The sequence below is a fragment of the Pseudomonadota bacterium genome (assembly GCA_026388255.1).
In the GTDB taxonomy this organism is placed as follows: Bacteria; Desulfobacterota; Syntrophorhabdia; order Syntrophorhabdales; family Syntrophorhabdaceae; genus JAPLKB01.
In genome coordinates, this window is the sequence record JAPLKC010000038.1 from 17,275 (window position 1) to 41,700 (window position 24,426).

19 protein-coding genes are annotated in these 24,426 nt (G+C 43.9%); 9 read left to right on the forward strand and 10 right to left on the reverse strand.

Annotated features, from left to right (window positions below):
* Nucleotides 1-41: 41 nt before the first annotated feature.
* The 3 genes from meaB to NT178_04800 are packed head-to-tail and all read right to left on the reverse strand — an operon-like array spanning nucleotide 42 to nucleotide 2,913.
* On the reverse strand, nucleotides 42-977 hold the full coding sequence (gene meaB, locus NT178_04790) for a methylmalonyl Co-A mutase-associated GTPase MeaB (protein MCX5811845.1): 936 nt from the start codon (nucleotides 975-977) through the stop codon (nucleotides 42-44).
* Nucleotides 943-1,653, reverse strand: coding sequence for a GntR family transcriptional regulator (locus NT178_04795; GenBank protein ID MCX5811846.1), 711 nt, complete (start codon nucleotides 1,651-1,653; stop codon nucleotides 943-945). The genes meaB and NT178_04795 overlap by 35 nt, the downstream gene beginning before the upstream one ends.
* A 60-nt stretch (nucleotides 1,654-1,713) precedes the next feature.
* Nucleotides 1,714-2,913 carry a CaiB/BaiF CoA-transferase family protein gene (locus NT178_04800; GenBank protein ID MCX5811847.1) on the reverse strand — a complete coding sequence of 400 codons (1,200 nt, stop codon included), beginning with the start codon at nucleotides 2,911-2,913 and terminating at the stop codon, nucleotides 1,714-1,716.
* 648 nt (nucleotides 2,914-3,561) lie between these two features.
* Here NT178_04800 and NT178_04805 point away from each other — a divergent pair.
* The 3 genes from NT178_04805 to NT178_04815 all read left to right on the forward strand — a co-directional run bounded on the left by NT178_04805 (nucleotide 3,562) and on the right by NT178_04815 (nucleotide 7,003).
* Nucleotides 3,562-4,758, forward strand: coding sequence for an MFS transporter (locus NT178_04805; GenBank protein ID MCX5811848.1), 1,197 nt, complete (start codon nucleotides 3,562-3,564; stop codon nucleotides 4,756-4,758).
* A 319-nt stretch (nucleotides 4,759-5,077) separates the two neighbouring features.
* Nucleotides 5,078-6,058, forward strand: coding sequence for a P1 family peptidase (locus NT178_04810; protein MCX5811849.1), 981 nt, complete (start codon nucleotides 5,078-5,080; stop codon nucleotides 6,056-6,058).
* Nucleotides 6,059-6,460: 402 nt separating this feature from the next.
* The gene (locus NT178_04815; GenBank protein MCX5811850.1) at nucleotides 6,461-7,003 is read left to right on the forward strand and encodes a peptidylprolyl isomerase; all 543 of its coding nucleotides are present in this window, start codon (nucleotides 6,461-6,463) and stop codon (nucleotides 7,001-7,003) included.
* Between the two features lie 68 nt (nucleotides 7,004-7,071).
* On the opposite strand, the gene gltA is transcribed toward NT178_04815, so the two are convergent.
* The 6 genes from gltA to NT178_04845 form a co-directional block, all read right to left on the reverse strand.
* Nucleotides 7,072-8,490, reverse strand: a complete 1,419-nt coding sequence (gene gltA / locus NT178_04820; GenBank protein ID MCX5811851.1) for an NADPH-dependent glutamate synthase — start codon at nucleotides 8,488-8,490, stop codon at nucleotides 7,072-7,074.
* The gene (locus tag NT178_04825; protein ID MCX5811852.1) at nucleotides 8,487-9,344 is read right to left on the reverse strand and encodes a sulfide/dihydroorotate dehydrogenase-like FAD/NAD-binding protein; all 858 of its coding nucleotides are present in this window, start codon (nucleotides 9,342-9,344) and stop codon (nucleotides 8,487-8,489) included. Before NT178_04825 ends, gltA begins: the two co-directional genes overlap by 4 nt.
* On the reverse strand, nucleotides 9,337-11,583 hold the full coding sequence (locus NT178_04830) for a molybdopterin-dependent oxidoreductase (protein MCX5811853.1): 2,247 nt from the start codon (nucleotides 11,581-11,583) through the stop codon (nucleotides 9,337-9,339). The genes NT178_04825 and NT178_04830 overlap by 8 nt, the downstream gene beginning before the upstream one ends.
* Nucleotides 11,580-13,460 (reverse strand): NADH-quinone oxidoreductase subunit NuoF, encoded by a 1,881-nt coding sequence (locus NT178_04835; GenBank protein MCX5811854.1) that lies wholly within the window; start codon nucleotides 13,458-13,460, stop codon nucleotides 11,580-11,582. The genes NT178_04830 and NT178_04835 overlap by 4 nt, the downstream gene beginning before the upstream one ends.
* Nucleotides 13,453-13,902 carry an NADH-quinone oxidoreductase subunit NuoE gene (gene nuoE / locus NT178_04840; protein MCX5811855.1) on the reverse strand — a complete coding sequence of 150 codons (450 nt, stop codon included), beginning with the start codon at nucleotides 13,900-13,902 and terminating at the stop codon, nucleotides 13,453-13,455. The genes NT178_04835 and nuoE overlap by 8 nt, the downstream gene beginning before the upstream one ends.
* Nucleotides 13,903-14,129: 227 nt before the next feature.
* Entirely contained in the window at nucleotides 14,130-15,614 is a 1,485-nt protein-coding gene (locus tag NT178_04845; protein ID MCX5811856.1) for a B12-binding domain-containing radical SAM protein, read from the reverse strand.
* A 970-nt stretch (nucleotides 15,615-16,584) separates the two neighbouring features.
* Here NT178_04845 and NT178_04850 point away from each other — a divergent pair.
* A complete protein-coding gene (locus NT178_04850; protein MCX5811857.1) occupies nucleotides 16,585-17,058 on the forward strand; it encodes a hypothetical protein in 474 nt (157 codons plus the stop codon).
* Here NT178_04850 and NT178_04855 read toward each other — a convergent pair.
* Nucleotides 17,042-19,711, reverse strand: a complete 2,670-nt coding sequence (locus tag NT178_04855) for an adenylate/guanylate cyclase domain-containing protein (GenBank protein ID MCX5811858.1) — start codon at nucleotides 19,709-19,711, stop codon at nucleotides 17,042-17,044. The two genes, NT178_04850 and NT178_04855, sit on opposite strands and share 17 nt — an antisense overlap.
* Here NT178_04855 and NT178_04860 point away from each other — a divergent pair.
* Genes NT178_04860 through NT178_04880 form a run of 5 tightly spaced genes read left to right on the forward strand, consistent with a single transcriptional unit; the run spans nucleotide 19,690 to nucleotide 24,222 of the window.
* A complete protein-coding gene (locus tag NT178_04860; protein MCX5811859.1) occupies nucleotides 19,690-20,946 on the forward strand; it encodes an MlaE family lipid ABC transporter permease subunit in 1,257 nt (418 codons plus the stop codon). The genes NT178_04855 and NT178_04860 overlap by 22 nt on opposite strands.
* 59 nt (nucleotides 20,947-21,005) lie before the next feature.
* A complete protein-coding gene (locus NT178_04865; protein MCX5811860.1) occupies nucleotides 21,006-21,800 on the forward strand; it encodes an ATP-binding cassette domain-containing protein in 795 nt (264 codons plus the stop codon).
* Nucleotides 21,801-21,810: 10 nt separating this feature from the next.
* Nucleotides 21,811-22,734: an MlaD family protein gene (locus NT178_04870; GenBank protein MCX5811861.1), complete on the forward strand. Its 924-nt coding sequence runs from the start codon at nucleotides 21,811-21,813 to the stop codon at nucleotides 22,732-22,734.
* Nucleotides 22,735-22,754: 20 nt separating this feature from the next.
* Nucleotides 22,755-23,471 (forward strand): ABC-type transport auxiliary lipoprotein family protein, encoded by a 717-nt coding sequence (locus NT178_04875; GenBank protein ID MCX5811862.1) that lies wholly within the window; start codon nucleotides 22,755-22,757, stop codon nucleotides 23,469-23,471.
* 10 nt (nucleotides 23,472-23,481) lie between these two features.
* Nucleotides 23,482-24,222 carry a sensor histidine kinase gene (locus NT178_04880; protein ID MCX5811863.1) on the forward strand — a complete coding sequence of 247 codons (741 nt, stop codon included), beginning with the start codon at nucleotides 23,482-23,484 and terminating at the stop codon, nucleotides 24,220-24,222.
* Nucleotides 24,223-24,426 lie beyond the last annotated feature (204 nt).

The following is a 24,426-nucleotide window of genomic DNA, read 5'->3' on the forward strand; positions in this document are numbered from 1 at the left end:
GCATATTCCTCCAACTGAAAAACACCTTTTTGTTTGTAAAACTAAAGCCCGGTTATCTTTAACGCCTTCCGGGCAGCAGCATATGGATCAATTTCTCTTTTTTGCAGTTTTTTTACTATACCCTCGAAGCGCTTATCTCCAGCCCATGCATTGAGGGCATTTTTCCATATTTCTTCTTTTAGAAGGGCAAACATGAGTATCTTTAATTTTTCTTTTTTAAGGTCTTTGCCGTGGGTATTTTTATTTAGGTAAACAAAATGTGCGTTAATGGCATCAATAAGGCTTTCTATGCCGCTGCCTTCCTTTGCCTGTACTGTTAAAACAGGGGTTTGCCAGCCCTTTGTTTTAGTCTGACAGATATATGCTGCAATATCTGTTGAAATATCTTCGGCGCGGATATTGTCGGTCTTATTGATTGCGACAATATCGCCTGTTTCAAGAAGCCCTGCCTTCATCAACTGGATTTCGTCGCCGTAGTCCGGTGTTAAAATGGTAATTATCGTATTGCACAGGAAATATATTTGCATATCGGTCTGACCGGCACCGACCGTTTCCACCATAATAATCTCTTTACCGAGGGCTTCGAGGACATATACCGCGCCCGCTGTCGCCTGTGAAATCCCTCCGGGGTAGCCCCTGTTTGCCATGGATCGTATAAAAATACCCTCCGTCTTCTCGGCGTCCCTCATCCTTAAACGATCTCCAAGAAGAGCCCCGTTATCTTTCGAGCTTGTAGGGTCAACGGCAATGATCCCTACCTTTTTCCCCTTACCGGCAAAGTTTACGGCAAGCTTGTTAATGAGGGTGCTCTTCCCTGCACCGGGCGTGCCTGTTACCCCTATTATATGTGCTTTTCCTGTGTGGGGAAATAGAAGCGAGATTGCCCTGTGTCCTTCATCACCACCCTCTTCTATCATGGAGATCAGACGCGCTGCGCTTTTCTCATCCCCCTGCAGCACCTTTTTTGCCAGATCCATGTTTTACATTGCCCCGTTTAATCCTCTTCTTCAACAGGTTCTTGCCCCTTGTGATATGCTTACGGACAAGCTTCTCGACGCGTGTTGCGTCCTTTACCTTCATCAGGGCAATCATATCCTTATGGTCATTAATAGATATCTCCACAAAGTCCTGGTAACTAAGGATTATGACCCTGAAACGATGAATATAATCTCGCAGGTCATATATCATAGCATACAACTTTGAGCTTCTGGCTATCTTGTAGAGTTTTTCATGAAAAGTTGTGTTCAGCTCTATAATCTCATCGTAACGCTTTTCCTTCAGGTTTTTTTCTTCCTTCTTTACTATTTCTTCAAGAACCGCTATGTCCTCGCCGGTTGCCCTCAGCGTTGCAAGATACGCTGCATACCCTTCAATAACGCTACGAAGGCCGAAGACATCATCTACGTCCTCTACCGTCACAACGTTTACGGCATAGCCGCCTCTGGGGAGCTTATGGATAAGACCCTCTTTTTCAAGTTTTTGAATGGCTTCCCTTACAGGAGTTCTGCTCATTTCCGCTTCTGCCGCAATCTTTTCCTCAATCAGTCGTTTGTTCGGCGGAAGAATCCCGTTTATTATGCTCTCTTTCAGTTTTTTGTGTACCTGTTCACGTAAAAATCTTCCTTTTCTTAATGTTTGTTCTTCGTCAACCATTTCTCCTCCTATTAATAAATCTATTCAGAATCAATCCTTCCCCTTACATCGCTCCTTGCTTCAGACGACCCCCTTAGCCTTCAATTGTTCTAAATGTTCTACAGAAATACCAAGCTTTTTGCAATAGATTTCCTCGTTATGTTCTCCGAACCTTGGCGGGAAGGGCAATATCCTGTTAAGGGATTTCACGTAGCTTGTTGTAAGTGGCTGTGGAGCAAGGTAGATTGTTGTGCCCGATCTTTCGTCTGTTGAAGAAAGGATCTCATCTTTTATGTACGGGTCCTCCAGCACTTCCTCGATTGTATTCACTTTTGAAATAGGAATGGTAGCGTTGGTAAAAAGACCGATTAGCTCATTTGTCCCGAATCTCACCGTAGCTTCTTCTATGGCCCTGTTAAGATTATCAACATCTTTTATCCTTCCCTCGTTTCTTGCATATTCGGGTTTCTCAAGGGCTTCAAAGCCGCCCATCTTCAGCATCCTCTCCCATTGCATGTCGTTCCCTACAGCGATATATACATAACCGTCCTTTGTTTTATATACACTTACAGGCGCAAAGAACTCGTGGGTATTCCCCCTTCTTTTGATCTTTTTGTTAAAGGATTTGGTCTGGGTAATAGGCACGGTCAGCCAGGAAACAGTGCTCTGAAACATTGAGACATCTATCCTTGAGCCTTCCCCTGTTATTGCTCTTTTGTATAATGCCTTCATAATTAACCCATAGGCGTGCTCACTCGTGCCCATATCGGGAAGAGGAACTCCAAGCACATAAGGAGGACCGTTTCTATCGCCGGTAATATCCATGAGCCCGCTTCTTGCCTGCAGAATGGGATCGTATGCAGCCTCGTTGCTCTCGGGGCCGAAGCCTGTAAGCCCCACCCATATAATGTTACTTTTTATGGCACTTATTGTTTCATAATCAATGCCAAGTTTTTTATAATTTTTTGGAAGCTGATTTGTGGCAAATATATCAACATTCAGATCAATAAGTATTTTTCTAAAAATATCCTGTGCTTCAGGCACTGCGAGGTCTAAAGTTATTGCCTTTTTATTACAGTTGATGGCAAGAAAATAAGTATACATCCTGTCTTCGTTGAGTCTGTTTTCCCCGACCCGCCTGTTGGGGTCTCCATAAACAGGGTGTTCCATCCTGATTACCCTTGTTCCTTCCAGTGATAATCTGTAAGTCAGAAATGGCAAGACCGTTGCCTGTTCAAGAGAAAGTATGGTAACATTCTTAAATATTTCGTAATCTTCCACAAATTCCCCCTTAAATATTGTATACTGTATACAGTAAATATATTATTGTTGTAAAATATTGTCAAGCAATTTGTATGCAAAATAAATCAAGTATATCTATATCCGGGGTTTCCCCATTATTTCAGTGAACCGGTAATTCCTCAAAGGCTGTGATAAAATTCTATTTTAGCCGGTGCTCCTATAAAAAGCGGAATCCTTACTACCTCTAATACCATGCTGCCTTCATTTACCAATCTTTGTTGACTCTTCCACACACTTCTCGACATACTATTTTTGAGTACAGGCACAATACATTATGACCCCAAAAACCCTTCTTCGCTTAATGAGCTTATGGCAAGGTCAGATGCACAGATGTATGCGGAGAAAAGAAGGAAACAGCAGTAATATTAGTCTAAAAACGGCCTTCCGGCTTTACATCAACAATATCAGAGAACTCCCGGTAAAAGAACAGTTGTCTTAACGAAAGGCAATCTGTTAAACTGTCCACGTTTATAAATAAAGGCAACTAAGAATTAAGAATCCTGGGTCGGGACACAAAGGACTTACGTAGGACGAATGGCAAAAAACAATAAAAATCCAACATCCAACATCCAACATCCAACATCTACAAAACTTTCCCCTTACCTCACGATTTTTACCAGCCGTCACATGGCAGTGATGGTTCTGCTGGGCTTTGCCTCAGGGCTGCCCCTTCCTCTCACAAGCGGAACATTGCAGGCGTGGCTGACCATTGCCGGGACAGACCTCCGCACTATAGGCATCTTTTCTCTGGTAGGTATCCCCTATACAATAAAATTCCTGTGGTCGCCGCTAATGGATCGTTTTGTGCCGCCATGGCTGGGACGTAGACGCGGCTGGATAATCCTTACGCAACTTGTTTTAATGATCGGCATAGGGATCATGGGTGTTATTTCGCCCCGCCATGCCCCGCTCATGCTTGCAACGCTTGCCTTCATTGTTGCCTTTACCTCTGCTTCTCAGGATATTGTTGTTGATGCATACAGAACCGATGTGCTCCCTGTTGTTGAGCGCGGCATTGGTGTTGCCGTTTTCTTAACCGGTTACCGCATTGCCATGCTTGTTGCCGGGGCACTGGCGCTTATATTGTCGGAACATATCGGCTGGCAGAGAACCTACCTTCTTATGGCAGGATTGATGATAATCGGCATGCTCGGAACGTTTGCAGGGCAGGAACCTGATTCAAACATAGCGCCGCCCAAAAGCCTTGAAGAGGCAATATGGGGACCGCTGAAAGACTTTTTTTCCCGCCGTTTAGCCTTAGTCTTTATGCTGCTGATTATCCTCTACAAGCTGGGGGATGCCTATGCAGGAACTCTGACAACCGCCTTTTTGTTGAGGGGAGTCGGCTTTACTCCAACTGAGGTCGGCACGATCAACAAGGGCATGGGGCTTATTGCAACAATCATCGGCGCCCTTTTCGGCGGTGCCCTCATGATAAAACTCGGGCTCTATCGCTCACTCATGGCCTTCGGCCTCCTCCAGATGGTGTCCAACCTGTCATTCATGGTTCTTGCCTGGACAGGGAAAAATTATTTTATGATGATCTTTGCCATAGCCTTTGAAAACCTGGCAGGCGGCATGGGCTCGACAGCCTTTGTTGCGCTTATCATGGCCCTGTGCAACAAGAGCTACAGCGCTACCCAGTTTGCCCTGCTTTCATCCATTGCCGCTCTCGGAAGAGTTTTCATCTCGCCTTCGGCGGGCTATGTGGTAGAATACACCGGCTGGGCAACCTTTTTTTTCCTTACAACCCTTACCGCCCTTCCCGGACTGGTGTTGCTCTGGTGGCTGCAGGGAGAGATTGCCTTGCTGAAAAAGGATTAATACTATCATTTAGATATGAACAATTATGATAAGTTAAATGGACATTGAGAAAAGACAAAAAGATTATCTCTCACAGAGGCCGCAGAGATCGCAGAGAAAGGCGGTGTGCTTCTATTCCGCAGCCCATTGATGAGACTGCTTCAATGGGCTGCATACAATCCGGCCTGATTACGTTTTTTCTCCGGAATCCGGCCGGAAAGAAAAGCTTTTCTCTGCGCCCTCTGCGTTCTCGAACGACCGCAGGGGAGTGGGCGAGAGGATATGTTAAAAGGTCTTTTGACATATAGCACTCAATTATTCATCCAGGAGGTGCATAATGATAAAAGAAATAGGTTTTAATGAAATCGAAGGCATTATGGTCGGTCATGCAAATGACCTGGAAGCGGCAACGGGTGTCACTGTTATCATAAGTGAGCAAGGCGCTACAACAGGGGTGGATGTAAGAGGCGGCGCTCCCGGAACCAGAGAAACTGACCTCCTGAATCCTGTCAACCTGGTGCAAAAAATTCATGCCGTCATGCTGGCAGGAGGCAGCGCTTTCGGGCTGGATGCTGCTGCCGGTATCATGCAGTATCTTGAAGAAAGGAAAATCGGCTTTGATGTCAAAGTAACGAAAGTTCCCATTGTTTGCGGTGCCGCCCTATTTGACCTCACAATCGGTGATTACAGCATCAGGCCTGACAAAAAGATGGGGTATCAGGCATGTGTGAATGCCGACAGCAAAGATGTCGGGCAAGGAAATGTGGGCGCAGGCACCGGAGCTACAGTGGGTAAAATTATGGGCATGGAGCGGGCAATGAAGAGCGGCCTGGGGAGTTATGCACTTCAGGCAGGAGATTTGAAAGTCGGCGCCCTTGTTGCCGTGAACTGTCTGGGCAATGTCATTGATCCGGTTACAGGAGAAAACCTTGCAGGACCTCTTGATGAAGATATGCTCATTGTGACTGATACCGAAGAAATCATGATCAAATCCTATGCTGAGAAAAAGGATCTTTTCAGCGGCAATACAACCATCGGTATTATAGTAACAAACGCCGCCTTTACCAAAGCACAGGCAGCCAAGCTGGCCTCCATGGCGCAAAACGGGTATGCCAGAACAATGAGGCCTGCCCACTCCATGTTCGACGGCGACACAATATTTGCCATGGCAACCGGCTTCGTTGAAGCCGATCTCACCGTCGTGGGTTTTCTGGCGGCAAGAGCAATGGAAAGAGCTGTTGTTGCAGCAGTAAAAAACGCCGAATCCCTCTGCGGTTTCAGGTGTTATGCCGACCTTAAATCCCGAACGAGCTTTAAGTAAATTGTACTGAATATTCTGTTGCCCCGGAAATAGTATGGACTACTTCATACCCCTGGCTATGGTTTTTTGTATTATTACACAAAAAACTTGACAGGAAAACCTTCTATTTCCAGTGCTTGTCCGTAGGGTAAACAGTGCCACAAACACAAATAAGCGGCATCTATGTTTTGCATTTCATTACTGATATGGTGTATAGTGTTCTCCCGGGATGGATAGATACCGTGAGGAAAGAGGATCACCATCACACACAAAATTAAAAGACACTGGGTGCAGGAAAAAGAAACGGAGACCTCAGAGGTAACATATTCAGTAGGATTAAATTGAAGAAAAATATATTTGTTTTTTTCAATATTATTGATCGGATGTTTCCTCTTTAATGCAGATGCTGCTAAATAAAATTCAATGAAAGGTGATAAGAAAATGGCAAATCCCCAGTTAACGGCAACAATTAATACGGCAAAAGGCAATATCAGGCTGACCCTTTTCCCGGACAAGACCCCCTTAACAGTTCTCAACTTTGTAAATTTATCCAAAAGGGGTTTTTATGACGGTCTTTCTTTCCACAGGGTAATACCGGATTTCATGATCCAGGGAGGATGTCCTATAGGCAACGGTACAGGCGGACCGGGATACCGCTTTAAAGATGAGTTTTCAAAAGATTTAAGGCACAGCAAACCGGGTATGCTTTCTATGGCAAATGCAGGCCCTGGTACAAACGGAAGCCAGTTTTTTATTACCCATGTGCCGACAGCCTGGCTGGACGATAAGCACGCCATTTTCGGGCAGGTTGTAGATGAAGAAGATCAGAAGGTTGTAAATAGTATTGCCGGTGGGGATAAGATTATTTCCATTACCATAGACGGCGATTACGAGGCACTGGTAGAACAGTACAAAGATCAGCTTGATAGCTGGGACAAGACACTGGGAAATACCGGGAAACAATAGATTTCAAAAAGGATATATCAGCAAAATGTCCCGCCCGCAACAGGATAGTTTTTGGGCGGGACATTTTTTTATTTTCCTGTCGTCAGGTATTCATGAATTGAGCGGGCTGCTTTTCGGCCTGCGCCCATAGCGAGGATAACCGTTGCAGCGCCGGTTACAATATCCCCTCCTGCCCAGACACGGTCCTTTGTTGTCTTTCCTGTCTCAGGATCGGCAACGAGCGTCCCGCGACGCGTTGTTTCAAGCCCCGGAGTAGTTGACGGCACCAGCGGGTTAGGGCTGTTGCCGATAGCACAGACTACAGCATCCATCTGCATACGGAAGTTTGAGTTAGGTATCTCTATGGGGGCTCTTCTCCCTGAGGCATCCGGTTCACCAAGTTCCATCCTCAGACATTCGATCTCTTTCAGCCAGCCGTTCTCATCCCCGATATATCGGACAGGCAGGGTCAGCACGTTAAAGATAACGCCTTCCTCCTCGGCATTTTCACTCTCTTCGAGACGTGCAGGCAATTCTGCATGAGAGCGCCTGTAAATGATCCTGGATTCAGCAGCCCCCATGCGGAGCGCTGTCCTTGCAGAATCCATGGCAACATTCCCCCCACCGACAACTGCTATTTTTATATGTTTTTTTACAGGTGTGGAAGACATGGGATAACGGTATCCCTGCATGAGATTCATACGGGTAAGATATTCATTTGCTGAATAAACCCCGTTTAAATTTTCTCCCGGAATATCCATAAACCAGGGGAGCCCTGCGCCTGTTCCTACAAAAACGGCATCGAATTCTTTCAATAATTCATCTATAGAGCGTGTTTTTCCTACAACATAGTCTGTAAAAACCTTCACGCCCAGCTTTTTCACATAGTCAACTTCCCTGGCAACAATTGCCTTGGGGAGACGGAATTCAGGAATCCCGTATATTAATACCCCTCCGGCCTTATGGAGTGCCTCGAAAATCGTTACCTCATGGCCAAGGAGGATCAGATCGCCGGCTACGGTAATCCCTGCCGGACCGGAACCGACTATGGCAATCTTTTTGCCGGTAGGCTTTGCTTTGGGCGGTATATCCACAACACCCTGTTTGGCCTCCCAATCTGCAAGGAACCGCTCCAGTCTTCCTATGGCGATTTCACCTTTCTTATTCACCAGGATGCACTGGGATTCGCACTGGCTTTCCTGTGGGCATACCCTTCCGCACACTGCAGGGAGACAGTTCTTTTCCTTTAATTTCTTTATTCCTGCCGTAAAATCTCTTTTTACAATACAGGAGATAAAATCAGGAATATCGATCTCTACAGGACAGCCTGTCTTGCATCGCGGTTTTTTACATTGCAGGCAACGCTTTGCCTCTGTAACGGCAAGTTCCTCTGTATAGCCCAGCGCCACCTCATTGAAATTATGACGCCGGATTTCAGGAGACTGCCTCGGCATATCGTTCCGGTTTAGATCTATTTTTGATGTTTTTTCTATCTTTTCTTCGTTCATACCTGGCACTTACCCCCCTCGTGGACTATCGGTTTGGGTTCACTTCGTCTGAAAAATAACACCTCTTCCTCAAGATATGCCTTTCTGCGTGCGAGAAATTCCTTCCAATCTACTTCATGCCCGTCAAATTCAGGGCCGTCAACACAGGCAAATTTCCTCTTACCGTTAACTGTTACACGGCAAACACCGCACATGCCGGTTCCGTCAATCATGATGGGATTCAGATTCACAACCGTTTTAATCCCCAAGCTCTTCGTAAGCTCTGATACATTTGCCATTAAAAATGTGCAGCCGTTTACAATAATCCTGTCAGGCGGGGTTAGGAGACCGTTGATGATATCCGGTAATCGGCTGACATGGCCCTTAAACCCCTGACTGCCATCACGGGTTATATTGAAAATTCTTTTTGATAAAGGGATAAACCTGTCAGTCCAGTATATCAGATAATTGCTCCTTGCCTCAAAGACGGTAATGATTTTATTTCCCGCTTCTTTTAACTCTTTCACGACAGGGTACATGCTTCCGATACCATAGCAGCCGCCGATGCACATGACTGTGCCGAAGTTGCTGATTTCTGTTTCGTTGCCCAGAGGACCGACACATGTGGCAACGCTATCCCCGTCTTTCAGGCAGGCAAGCGCTCCCGTTGATGCGCCTACTTCCATGAAGACAATGGTAATAGTGCCTTTTTGAGCATCCCAGTCGGCAACAGAGAGTGGAATGCGTTCGCCCTCATCGTTTGCGCGTACAATAACAAACTGACCCGGTCTTACTTTTGATGCTATTTCAGGCGTCTCGATAACAAGGAGGTGCATATTCGGAACTATCATCTTACGCTCTATAACTTTATTCATTTTGTCCCCCTTCTATCACCTTCATACCACCTACAACATCTGCCAGCAATATACCCCTGTAGCTGCTTCGAACCGGAGCAGAATTAATACGTTTGCCCTTTCCGGAAGGGGCCATTGACCCTTTGATGGTGATTTTGACAAATTCAAGACCCTTTTTTATGTTAGGGAAACCTTTTACATATCTTTTGATCTCATTCTGAATCAATGCCACATCTTTGTACTTCAAAACGCCTTTGCCCATCTTCTCTGCGATGCTTTTAAATATCCACCAGTCCGGCCTTGATTCCATATACGGCTCGATTGCCTTTTTAACTGATAAAACCATACCTGCTCCATTGATTAGTGTTCCATCCGATTCGGGGAACAGGCTTGCCGGGAGAATCAGATCCGGCAAGCGGGAAGACTGTAGGGGCAACGCATTCTGGTAGATAAGAAAATCACAGGCCGGCAATCCATCAAAAGGTGTTTCTCCAATAAGGTAGATCACCTTCTTCCGCTTCTTTAAATCAACTTGCGTAAGATCAGCTTTAACCTCCATGGATTTGCCTTGGGCTGTATTACTCAACACCTCGCCGGGTTTGACTCCGGGGAAAACGCCCATGGCAAGCATCCCCTTGAGATTTGTATAAGGATGCGCCACAATTATTTTCCATCCATATTTGTTTCTCATACTGATGAGGGTCTTAAAAAACGTGCTCCGTCCGGGAGCATGGATAGCCTCTTCCCCCACAACAACAACTTTTTCGGATGAGGCGGAAAAACGCCTGGATACCTTCTCTATGTTGCTGACCCATTCCTTATTCAGACCCGAGATGCTTTTTGCCTGCTTGCTCTTTGGAATACCGTTAATAATAGATTCCAGTATGGCTGCCCATTTTGCATCATCCGTCTGGAAGGTAGCTTCGCTGAGCAGGTCGAGGTTCGTATCGGTGTCGCTTATAACAGCAAGACAGGCGCCTCCCTGTGCAGCCTTTTTAATGTTTACGCCAATAGGTGAATACCCGTAAATGGCATCGAATCCCACAGCAAGGATGCCCTGAGCAGCTTCAATAATATCAATAGATTTGGACCCAAGGGCAAGATCCAGAAAGTCAGAAAGGTCATCACCGAGTTCGATCATCAGTGAGGATGCAATGTTTTCAGAACCATTGAGGCTACGGATGAGCTTCTGTGCTGCAAAGAGGTCTTCGTTTGACAATTGAGGCGAAACAAGAAACAAACAATCGTCAGGCTTAACCCCTGTCAACTTCCCGGCCGCCACAGCGATTGCCTGATCCCATGAAATATCGTTATACCCCATGGGGGTCATCTCCTTAGGAATTCCATACCGAAGCGGACTTTGAACATATTCCGGGACAGCGAACCGCCCTTTTACGCATATAAGGCCATGATCTATCAATGAATCATAATCGGGAAGTACATCGATCACCTCATTATTTTTTACCTGGAGTTGGAGCTTGCATCCGACAGCACAGTAATTGCACGTAGTAGCAACCTGTGCATCGGGCTTTCCATACCATTTACTTACCTTAACACTCAATGCACCGGTCGGGCATGCACTTACGCAGGCCCCGCAGAATTCACACCCTGCTTCAAGGTGTGTCCGGTCAAAGGCAGGCCCGATCGTAGTAAGTCTGCCGCGCTGCTTGAAGCTCAATGTCCCGTTCATGCGGACGTTATTGCAGACCCGCACGCAACGACCACAGAGTATGCAGAGATTGTAATCACGATCATAAAAAGGATCGTTTTTCTCAACAGTAAAACCCCTGTAGTAAACAGGGTAAGAGGTTTCCGTCAAACCTATGCTTTCGGTAATCTGTTGTAGCTCACAGCGGTTGTCATTAGGACAATAACGGCAACCCGTAGTTACACCGACTTTACGGATTGTACCTTGAAACTCTTTGCACTCATCCTGCTCTGTGCAGAAGAGGCAGCTTGCAGGATGTTCGCTCAGGAGGAGCTTGAGCACCTCCTGTCTTAAACTTCTAATTTCCGCAGTATCTGTCCGGATAATCATGCCGTCTTCAACAGGCGTTGTACATGAGGTTGGAAAACCCCTTAAACCGTCAACCTCAACAATGCACAGCCGGCAGGCGCCGTAGGACGGCAAATGCTCCAGCGTGCACAGCGACGGGATATAGATGTTGTTCATCCTGGCTGCCTGAAGTATGGTAAAGTTCGGTTGAACTGCTATCTTTTTGTTATCAATTGTAATTTGAATGGTCTTTTCCTTTGTCATGATTTTTTCTCCGCAGTCCTGATAACGATTGCATCACCGGCGATTGCCTCAAATCTGCATACTTCATAGCATGAGCGGCATTTAATACATTTCGTTGCATCGAGGTTATGAGGCTCAGATCTTGGTCCTGATATTGCACCTGTCGGGCAAGCTTTTACACAGGACTGGCAACCTGTGCATTTCTCCTTGATAACCCTGTATTCAATAAGGTTTTTGCAGACAACTGCCCTGCAACGTCCGTCCTTTATGTGTTCGAGATATTCATTTCTAAAATAACGAAGCGTGGTAAGCACAGGATTCGGGGCAGTCTGACCCAAACCGCAAAGCGAACCTTTTTTTATCGTGTCGCCCAGTGTCCGAAGCGTCATCAGGTCTTCCGGTGTACCTTCGCCATGCGTTATACGCTGTAGTATCTCCACCATGTGGCGGGTTCCCACACGGCAGGGGACGCATTTGCCGCATGACTCTTTCTGGGTAAAATCAAGGAAATATTTTGCCACGTCAACGATACAGGTGTCATCATCCATGATAATAAGACCGCCTGAGCCCATGATAGAGCCGGCAGAGGCCAGCGATTCATAATCTACAGGGAGGTCGAGAAACTCTTCCGAAAGACATCCTCCGGATGGCCCGCCTGTCTGGATTGCCTTGAAGGATTTTTGCACCCCGCCGCCAATGTCGAAGATGATCTCCCTGAGCGTTGTACCGAGCTGCACCTCAATAAGACCCGGTCTGCGCACCTTGCCCACAAGAGAAAATGTCTTGGTTCCCCTGTTTCCTTCCTTACCGAACCTGTTATACCATTCTGCCCCGTTTCGGAGGATATTCGGGAGTGTTCCCATAGTTTCAACATTATTAATGATAGTTGGACATCCAAAGAGTCCTGCTATGGCAGGAAACGGGGGGCGTGACCGCGGCATTCCGCGTTTGCCTTCAATGGATGCAATCAATGCTGTTTCTTCGCCACACACAAAGGCCCCCGCCCCTTCCTTGATCTTAATATCAAAACTGAATTTAGAACCGAGTATATTACTGCCCAGTAAATTACTTTCTTTCATCTGTTTTATGGCAGTTTTCAGGCGCTCAATCGCAAGAGGATACTCAGCCCTTATGTAGACGATGCCCTTACTCGCACCTATGGCATACCCGGCAATGAGCATTCCTTCAAGTACCGCATGCGGGTCTGATTCGATGAGCGATCTGTTCATAAAAGCCCCGGGGTCTCCCTCGTCTGCATTGCAAATCAGGTATTTCTGCTCCCCCGGCGCACCCCTGCACACGGTCCATTTCCTGAAAGTTGGAAAACCTGCCCCCCCTCTGCCGCGCATACCTGCCTGCCGTACAACACCTATGACGTCCTCCGGTGTCATCTGGAGGGCTTTCATAATACCCTGATATCCGTCAGATGCAAGGTACTGATCAATATCTTCAGGATCAATGAGGCCACAGTTTCTGAGAACTATCCTTACCTGCGGCTTTAACATGGGCAGCTCATAAAAAGGAGGTATGTCGTGGAAGGTGTTGTTTCCAAAATGCCCGATTGCAGCTTTAGAAAAGGGCACCCCTTCAACAAGGTGTGATTTTAATATGTTGGCAAGCAGCTTGGGGGTCACATTAGAATAACTTACCCGTGGCTGTTCCGGCATCTTGATATCGACAAGGGGTTCAAGGTAACAGGGGCCTATGCATCCAACCTGTATAATCCTTGCCTTCAAATTGCTATCCTTCAGGAACTTCTCAATTTCCGAGATCAGTTCAAGGGCCCCGGCAGCCCTTCCACATGATGCAGCACCGACATATATAATCGGTACTTTATTGTTCCGTAGTTCTTCCCATTTCTTTTTTGCCGTTTTAATTTTCACTTTTAATTTATTCATATTGTTTTAATAGCTCCGATAATTTGTTTACGGTCATTCTGCTGTAAATATCAGCATCAACCTGAACCACAGGAGATAATGCGCAGCATCCTAAACAGGCAACCCGCTCCAGGTCAAAACGTTTATCCAGGGTAGTCTCGCCGCAGCCTATGCCCAGTTCACGCTCCAGCATGTCAAGCAAAGTGGCGCCCCCTCTTACGTGGCAGGCAGTCCCGAGACAGACCTTTATAGAGTGTCTACCGGGCGGATTGAATCGAAACTGTGCATAGAAAGAGGATACACCAAAAATCTGATTTTCGGTAATACGGAGGTGTCTGGAAATCATTTTCACCGATTCAGGGTCCACGTAACCATAATGTTTCTGGACATCCTGTAAAACCGGTATAAGCTGATCGGGCTTTCGTTCATACTTCTCAAAGATAGATTCAATCTTTTCAGGCATATTCATCTCCCCTTATAGATCACGCTCTGGCGTGAAAGCATTAGAACCAATAAAATTATTGCTTACTGATCCGATTAAACTAACCTGCTTCTTTACAAGGAAGATAGACCGAAAAAAAGGCTTTTAAACCTTTTATCATAATAAACCCCCTTTTATTTTTCAAAACTTAATAAATCGCAAAAATTATGTCAAGGAATATTTAATTTTTTTCAAAAAAGATTTTTTATTTATGAGCAGACTTTTTTCGCTACTTTACGGAAATGCTGCCCGTAAATCATTAACGTTATGGCCTCGGAAAAAGATTTTCTATAAAATATCAGAGCTTTTATGAAAAGTCTCCAGTAATACACCTGGGTTATACCGTTTCCAAGAATCCCGATATACAGCATGGATTTCAGAAGAGCCTTGATCCGACCCTTCCCTATCTTCCGTTTCCCGTAAGGGGTATGATATTTCAGAAATTCACATATTCTCTGATAATAAGGTCCGGGGCTGTATATGGTTTTAATGATTCTTTGATAACCTTCAATCAGTTTTGCTCTGTCCATTCTGGAAATAAAGTTTATACTTCCATCCGTATTATCGCCTGAGGCAATCAGATCAAGACGATTTTCCTCTTTCAATCTATGCCATAATCTTGTATTCGGCAAAGCATTCAATAATCCTACCATAGCTGTTACTACGCCGCTCTCCTGAATAAATTTGATCTGTCTTGAAAAAATATTTTCATCGTCACTATCGAATCCGACTATGTAGCCGCCAAGGACTTCAATGCCTGATGCCTGAAGTTTTTTGATAGCTGCCGTCATATCACGCTTGCAGTTCTGATTCTTTGAGCATTCTCTTAGACTTTCCTCGTTCGGTGTCTCTAATCCGATAAAAACCTGCCTGAATCCGGCTTCAACCATGAGACGTACCAGTACTTCATCGTCGGCAATATTTATTGAAGTTTCGGTAAGGAAATCAAAGGGATAATCATGTTTTTTCAACCATTCAATTACATGGGGCAGCAGCTCCTTAATGCCATTTTTGTTGCCGATAAAGTTATCATCAACAATAAAGATGCTGCCGCGCCATCCCCTGTCATAGAGGGCCTGAAGCTCATTCAGAAACTGTTTTATACCCTTTAATCTCGGTTTGTGGCCATACATGGAGGTAATGTCGCAAAAATCGCAATCAAAGGGACATCCTCTTGAAAACTGAATCATAATAGAGGCATAGTCCTTTATGTTTATCAATTCCCAGCGGGGAATAGGCGTCATGGACAAAGGAGGAAAGCCGGAAGACCTGTAAATCTTTTCGGGATTGCCTTCTTTGAGATCTCTGAAAAATTCCGGCAAGGTCATTTCAGCCTCATTCAGGATGATATGATCTATAAGCGGCAGATATTCTTCAGTTGTCGCGCTAAAAAGAGGACCTCCGGCAACAACTTTTTTCCCCAGACGAAGGCATTCCTGCAGAATTTCAGATACAGATTCTTTTTGAACCAGCATGGCGCTTACAAAAACATAATCAGCCCATTGGAGATCTTTTTCCATAAGTTTGTGAATGTTGAGATCCACCAGACGAATTTCCCATTCTTCAGGAAAAAAAGCGGCTACAGTCAACAATCCCAGCGGTGGGAAGGCAGCTTTCTTGGAGATATATTTTAATGCATATTTAAAACTCCAGAAGGTATCCGGGTATTTCGGGTATACAAGAAGTGCTTTCATTGCTTGTCAGGACCGCCCCTTTTCCGGTCAATTGTTAAATAGTGATTTTTGCTGTTCTCTGATCTTCTAACGAATAGATACTGCAATAATACACTCTTTCCTTGAATTTCTTCAATTCTTCTCTCATGCAATTGCTCTTATCCATTTTATTCTTAAGAAACCTATTCCACTCAGGCAATTGGCGTGTCCGCTTTTACCGATTTCTCAACTTTATTTCATATTTTCAAAATTCTTTCTCAGTATGAGTTTTTTTGTTTCATACTGACCTCTGGACAGAACAGGTAAGCATCTCCCTCTAATTATAACAGATATACTAAAAATTACCTGTGTTATTTTTAAATATCTCAAAGGAGGCTCTTACTCTTAATTATATGTTTCTCAAATACTGCGCTGCATCTAAACCTGCTTATTAGGGCTTTATGTATTTTTTGAGGGCTTCCCTGTCTCTTTTAAGGGCTGGATTTTTCGCTGACCTGCCCCCACTCATTGTACCACTTTCAGGGTTAGACTTCCTCCTGTTTGTAATGACAACATTTCTTCTCGTAATCTATGATCAAGGTCAAAATGCCATATACTCGATTTGCAGGTGCTAAAAGTAGTCATCTTGTGGAGAACGGAAAGTACGCATTTCTTCTGATAATCCTCGCTTTTAGGAAACCGCTAAGCTCACATATTGTGGGTGCAAAGTAAATCGCTTAGCATAAATCATTTGTTTTCTGCTCGCCTTTTTGTTACTATGTAAATAGTCAATTTTATTGACTTATTATTATTAATATTTGACGGGTTTTCTGCTCATCCATGGAAACACAAAATAAAACCGCGGTTGTTTATGCCCGGATATCTATTGATAAGCAAACGGTTGATATGAAACTTAACGAGCCCGGTGAACTTGTGGTAGGTCAATCCCGGACGCAACACTCTGAATATATAAGAAAAAGTCTTTGATCTAAAGTAAGGAGGAGACGATACCATGTGGAACTGGAAACTGATGCATGAAGACGAAGAGGTTATTTGTTATTGCGATATAGACAGTATAAACGATCCGGTAGAGGACGAAAACGGTTATTATAGGTCAATAGAGTGCTATCAGGTGATACCGAATAGAGTTGCAGCGTGGATGTCTTTTTTCATTAAAAACAAAGAAACAATCAGGTATTACATCGAGCAAAGGGAAAAGGCAGGTCTTCCAATAAAGGGCTATCAGGATTTCAATAATGTTCTTTGTCTTGTCGAGATAGATTCGGAAAAAATGTTGTACAGAGTAATTCCGGCTATAGACTATGATGACAAAAGCAACGAGCTGGGCCAATCAACAGCGTTAGACATTGAAGGCCAGGACCTGCTTAAAGGCATGAAAGGCGACTGGTCACCCATACGGCCGAGAAAAACTCATAAGGCTATACACGCACTCTTTAAATTTGTATACACTAATCATCGTGTATGATTTTCTTGATTGTGAGTAAAAGCGATATGCCTATACTTGTGATGCTGCCTACGATCAGAAAGCTTTTTTGATAAAACCATATGCTGTTAGCCCCGGTAATGTCAATCCTTGGTATGGCTGGTATAATAGCCGGAATAGCAAATATGCCTATTAAAAGTACCATTGAGAGAAGGATGGCGCTTTTCTTCAGGAACCTGGAGAAATTAATTAAAAATTGCTGAAAGATATCGAGCTTTTTTAGATTAATTTCTAAATCGTTTAACTCTGCAGAAAGCACTTCACAGAATGTTTCAAATGTGCCAATCTGTTCCCCCGGGGCTAATTTGATATCGTCTTGAGCCTGATCTATTTTTCCCCTGGCATGCACTAACTGCTTCCGGTAAGGATTTGTAAGTCGTGGGTAATGGTAACGTTTGACAAAATTCATATACTTTTCAATCTGGCCGTTAAGTTGATGAAGACGTTCGGAAAGGGTTTTTTTTCGCTCTTTTATGCGGTTTTTGCAAATCGAGATGATGGAATTACAATAAAAGATAATGTCCAGATAGCTGAAATAGCTATCTGACTCAAACATATTTCTTGTTTTCAACAAAAGCGATTGGGTTTCCGTAATCCCATACATATCAAGTATTTTTTTTGAATTATTGATCTCTTCCTCGGCTTCGCGGAAAATCGATTTTGCATTTGCTTTTGCTGTGTTGTAAAGCATCAACAACTGAGGGTTTATTATATCACTATAAGGCGCCAGGTCTGGGTCAAGTAAAACATAGATAAAGTATACCCTGTTGTCCTTAATAAGTTTTATCAGTCTCTGAACAGCCGACTTGTCTTTCTCTTCATAAAACTTTAATACAATATCCTGGTATACGGCATCGATACAGCCGGGATTCAGCAGCAATATATTTTTAATCCTTTTCTGGGCATTGCTATAGTCATTATTCAGCATGTAGAGACGGGACAGCAAAAGGAGTAAAAATATTTTTTGTGCATTAGAGGATACGTATAGAAGTGCTTCATTAAAATAGTGTTCCGCCTGCAGAAGATTATCTCTTTCCATATTAAGGTATCCCAGGGCACAATATATCCGGTAATCTGCAGGATTACCTTTCAGCGCGTTATGGAGGATTGACGCGGCTCTGTTCAAATCCGAAACACGCAACGAGTCCTGGGCGAGCCATGCCATGCCCCCATCGCTTTCACCTTTGCTTTCTCTTATCTTGTTCCATTCTTCTGCGGTGCTGTCCCATATGGTCCTGAAAAACCGGAGTTGAAAAACCCTTTTTAGTTCAAATAATCCAAGATGTACCGTTGCAATAGATTTATTGGAATGTTTATCGCCGCTGAGTATGGGTATATCAAGCGCAACTCCTTCGGTAAGGAGGTATTTAAGAAAGAGTTCGTTTATTTCCTCAATAGAGAGGTATCCCAGCCCTTCCAGGGCGTGAGTGATTTCCGGCAGTGTTTTCGAGGGGCAGTCAGTGGGCCGATGGCTTTTGGCTCCACAGTAATAACAGGGCGAAAACTCTCCCATTATGATTTTTTGCTTATACAAAAACAGAGAGGAATGGTCTTTCCGAACTTTTTCATCGGGAAGAACTTTGTAAAAAGCCCGGTTCAACAACCCTTTCAGGATTGAAGTTGTCGGAATATCCATATATTTCTTAATTAATTCATAAGCATCAGATGAGATATAAATTTCCCCGGGGTTAATATCTTCCCAATTGCCGTCTACACATTGATTCATCTGTTTATCTTCCGTAAAAAAAGAACTGGTATCGATAATTATTTGAACAGGAATAAAGTCATCTTCGTTTTTGTGTAAAAGCTCTTCTCTTAAGAATTTCAGTATCTTTTCCGCTACAATAAAAGCAAATGAGCTTTCTTTCATGGTCAGCAGGAGGGACTTGTCTGAAAAAACCTGTTCTTTTTTCCCCTCCCGTTTCCAAAATATATCTTTAGCCACAAGCAAACCGTCCCATATCTCATTAAAATCACTTTCACACAATTTCCATATAGGCCGCAAGTATAGCATGGTATCCATTGCTGGGTTAAGCTCAACGGCTGTGTTCCAGATAACCTTGTAAGCAATGAGGCCGTTCGGCATATTTGTTTTATTCCAACTATTTACCAATTCAAAGTTGATCAAGGGTGTGTGTTTAGTCAGTTCATACACCTCCCGGGATACATATATCTGACCACCATCAGACATATTCGTCAGCTTAGAAGCAACATTAACAACATCTCCGTAAATGTCTTTTTCCTCTACAATTACATTTCCATAATGTATGCCGATTCTCACATATATCTGATCCTGCGTACTTTTTTCATTGTTGTATATGCAGAATTGTTGCTGCATCTTTATCGCCGATTTAAATGCTTCTAAGGGGCTGATAAAAGAAGCCATCACAGAATCGCCCAACGCCTTGATGAGCTTCCCGCCATATTCATTGATTATCGGCGTAGCAATTTCATAATGTTCCTGGAGCATTGTCCTGCCGGCTTTGTCCCCATATCTTTTAAAATATTTTGTTGAACCAACCAGATCTGTAAATAGCACGGCTATGCTTTTTATCGGCTCATCAGGGTATAGATCTATTAATGTAGGCAAATCCACATGTAAGGCTTTTTCTTTTGAAGGGGCGTATAAATCCATATCTGTCCATTGATATTATCGCCACATTCTCTTTCGGCTTTAGGAAAATTCTCCCTGTATCAAATATATTCCCATTTCCCGTACAGTATGATATAGATAAACTTATGTCACGGGAAGGTTTTAGCCCCTCTTATCAGAGAGGAACAGACGGTGGAGCCATTGTTTCTTTATCGGGGCGCATATCCATAGATAATATCGGCAAAATACTGCACGAGTTCACGCCTTTCCTTAATGAAAAACTTCCTTCAAGGCTTGCAATAGACCTCGCAAATGTCGATTATCTGGATAGCTCAGGCGCACTTATGCTTATTGAGATGGAAGAGAAGGCTAAGGCAAAATCGATACCTTTTGAATTTATCAACGTATCCGATAAAACAAAGGAAATGGTGGCCCTGATCAACCGGGATGCCCTAAGGGTAACACCGCTTATCGCTGAAAAGAGGACAACGGGCATCATCGAAAAGATAGGTGAGGAAAGTATCGATTTTTATAATGATATCATACAGGTAATAGCATTCGGCGGGGAGCTTGTTTTAGAAATCCTCTATTCGATACTTCATCCGCGCTCAGTAAGATTGGGGGATGTAATACTTTATATGAAGAAGGTAGGCGTTGACGGACTCCCTATAATAGGACTTATAAGTTTTCTGCTCGGTCTTATTCTTGCTTTTATGTCTGCCCTTCAGCTCAAACAGTTCGGCGCCAATATATACGTACCTGCCCTTTTGAGCATTGCAATGGTACGGGAGCTTGGACCCATAATGACGGCAATACTTGTAGCCGGCAGGTCAGGCTCTGCTTTTGCCGCAGAGATCGGCACCATGAAAGTAAACGAAGAAGTGGACGCCCTCATTACAATGGGTTTTAATCCTATAAGATTCCTTGCAATACCAAAGATTTTTGCCGCTATTGTGGTTGTCCCTTTCCTTACACTATTTGCAGACATCTTTGCCATTGCAGGGGGCTTGCTCATCGGAATTGTGGTACTTGACCTTACGGTCTACACGTATATACAGCAAACAATAAAAGCGATAGATATGTTTAATATTGTTATGAGCATTATTAAATCCATGGTTCTTGCAACACTTATAGCCGGCATTGGCTGCCAGAGAGGGTTTACTGTAAGAGGCGGGGCTCAGGATGTAGGGAATGCCACGACCTCGGCAGTTGTTGCAGGCCTGTTTCTCATAATTGTGGTTGACTCAATCTTTGCAATATTGCTGAATTATATATGAAATAACAGTGGAAGGTGGAAAATGGAAAATGAAAGGCGGGGGGGTAAAAGGGTTAAAGAATGACTATCCCCAACCCCGGATCTCCGTCCCTGGCCCTGGATTCGATCATACGCGTTGAATGTCTCAAGGCAAGTTTCGGGACAAACACTATCCTTGAAGATGTAAGCTTTGAGGTCTCCAGAGGAGAAATTTTCATTATTCTTGGCGGGAGCGGATGCGGGAAATCAACGCTGCTGAAACACATGATCGGTTTGCACGAGCCTGTTTCAGGAAGAGTTCTTATCAACGGGATTGACATAACCATTGCCGAAGACAAGGAGATTATGCAACTGAGAAGAGAAACAGGGGTTTTATTTCAATCAAGCGCACTTTTTGGTTCTATGACGCTGTATGAGAACATAGCGCTCCCGCTGCAGGAGTTTGCCCATCTTCCTCAGGAAGTTACAGACCTTATTGTCAGGATGAAGCTCGGCATGGTGGGGCTTGAAGGATATGAAAACCACCTCCCGTCGGAATTATCGGGTGGCATGAAGAAAAGGGCCGGCATTGCGAGGGCTATGGCGTTAGACCCGACCATACTATTTTTTGACGAACCTTCTGCCGGCCTCGACCCTGTTACCTCGGCCGAGCTTGACATGCTGATAAAGAATATCAATAAAGGAATCGGCACAACAATGGTTATTGTGACCCACGAGCTTGAATCTATTTTTAGCATTGCACACAGAATTATTATGCTTGATAAAACCAAAAAAGGTATAATAGCTGAAGGCAATCCCTTGGATCTGAAGGAACACTCCACAGATCCAAGGGTTAAAACGTTTTTTAACAGACAGGTGATGGACCAGAAAAAATAAAGGGATGCAAATGGCAAGTAAGAAACCTGTTTTCACTGTCGGCATTTTTATTATTGTAGGCATTATTGTGGGTGTAAGCACGGTAGTGTGGGTAGGCGCTTCCAAATATTTTCAGAAAGGCACTATTTATGTGACATACTTTGACGAGTCGGTTCAAGGACTACAGATTGATTCAAAGGTCAAATACCAGGGCGTTGATATAGGCTGGGTGACAAAGATAGGGGTTGCACCGGACAATAAGCTTGTCGAAGTAATTATGAAGATTAATTTTAAGGGTGATCTGGAGCACAATTCTGTTGCAAAACTTGAAATGGCAGGCATAACAGGTATGGTTTTCGTCGGGCTCGAGAGACTGAAAGCTGCACAGGTGAAGTTAACACCGAGAATAGATTTCAAGCCTGACTATCCTGTGATACCTTCAATGCCTTCGGAGATCCAGCAGATATTTACCGGTATACATGCAGTGGTCGAAAAGGCAAAGCAGATTGATTTCAAAGGCATTTCAGACCAGATAAAGGCTACCTCAAAGGCTATAGAGAACTTAACAGGCGATAATAAAATAAAAAGTATTATGTCAAGCATGACGAATGTGGCCACCAATCTGGAGAACACATCCAGGACAATTGATAATCTGGTGGACAAAGGCGGCAAGATAGATGATATTCTTGTTGAAGCAAGAGGTGCTATTTCCGATGCAAGGAAAGTAATTTCCAGGGTAGACGGAGAAATAGAAGCAATGAAAATTTCCGAAACCACAGGAAAAGCAAATCAGCTAATAAATAATATAACAAGAAGAACACAGGTGATATCAAATGAAATTCAATCTACCAGCGAGAACTTAAGGCGTGCTTCGGAGACCCTTGATAACTTGCTGGACAGATTGCACGCCGACCCGTCAGATATAATTTTCAGCAATCCGCCGGCGGGGAAGTGAAGAGGGCAGAAGGTGAAAGGATGAAAAAAGAAGAGGGGCAAGCCATGAAAAAAGATGGAATTGGCAGCCTTGGGAAAATTGGTTTACTTTTATTGTTTGTTTTCATTATTGCCGGTTGCTTTTCAAGGTCGAAACCGGCCTATATGATAGAGCACTATATGTTCGAGTATGCATCGCCTGTTGTCGGGGATCTTGCTGTATTATCCCAATCGATAAAGGTTGAGCGGTTTTCCGTGAATCAGTCCTTCAATACCCAGTCAATGGTTTATAAATCGCTTCCTTTTAAGTTTATGACATATAATTACAGCCGGTGGAGGGTTAATCCTGCCGATATGGTAACAGACTACCTTCTCCGTGATTTAAGAAAAGCCAATGTATTCAAGGCAGTTTTTTCACATCATGATATAGAAAAAGCCCGCTTTGTTATTGAAGGTCAGCTACAGGATTTTCTGGAGGCAGCCGACAAGAATGATACAAAGGCAATGCTTTCCGTAAGCATTTCTTTACTCGATATGGACAAAAAAGAGATTACCGGAAGGGTTGTATTTCAAAGACAGTACAGTTTTCAAGAACAGATCAGAGAGCATACACCCGAAGAGTTTGCAAAAGGAATGAGTATCAATATGTCGCGTCTCTCGGAACAATTAGTGAAAGATATCCATAAGGCAATTGTGACCGCGATTCACCCCGTAAGCACGGGTCGGCCCGGTGTTGAGCCGGACTCCCGGGCAAGATAAGGAAACAAGAATGAACAGGAAGGAATCTTTAATAGACTTGTTAATCCATGACCTGACAGGACCATTATCAATAGCATCCACAAGCATCAACAGCCTTATCAAAAAGCAGGATAAATACGGCCCTGTTACAGGACGTCAGGGGACAACTTTGAATATGGCTTTGCGGAATATAAACAAGGCAAGAACTTTTCTCAATGAGATAATAGAGGTTTATCGTTCGGAAGAAGGTCTGTTCAGAAAAGAGTTTTGTTCAATTCAGGATCTCCTCAGGGATGCTCTTATCGAAGCCATGGAACTGATTGACCCGGATGTTACAGAGAAGCTATCGGGCGCAGACGGGTATGATAAATTCAGTCAGCTTCTTGAGGATAACGGGGTTACTATTGATATTACAGGAAAATATAACACATCTTCTTTCTGTCATGATAGAACAAAGATCCAGCAGATCTTGCGAAACCTTATTACTAATGCCCTGAAGTATCGACAGAAAAAGGTCGCTGTAACCATAAGCGGAGATACGGAACTTATTATAGCAATTGAAAATGACGGCTCGGGGATATCACAAGAGAAACAGGATGTTATTTTTAATCGTTTCTCCCATTTAAAAGACAAAGAAGAAAACGATATGAAAGGTCTCGGGTTCGGTCTTTCATGTGTAAAAACAATTATAGAAACAATGAACGGAAACATCACGTTGTCAAGTAGTGAAGGACGGGGTACGTGTTTTACAATACGAATCCCGTCCCTTTAGGAAAAAATTGAAAAGGAGGAGCACTTTATGGCTGAGTCTGTTTTAAATGGAAGAAGAGTACTTGCAGTTGATGATGAGCCTGATGTTTTGACGGTTCTCGAAGAAGAGATTATGGATGCCTGCCCAAAATGCATCTTTGATAAGGCCACCACATATGAAGAGGCGGCAAATAAGCTGGAATCCAATAATTACGACGTTGTAATC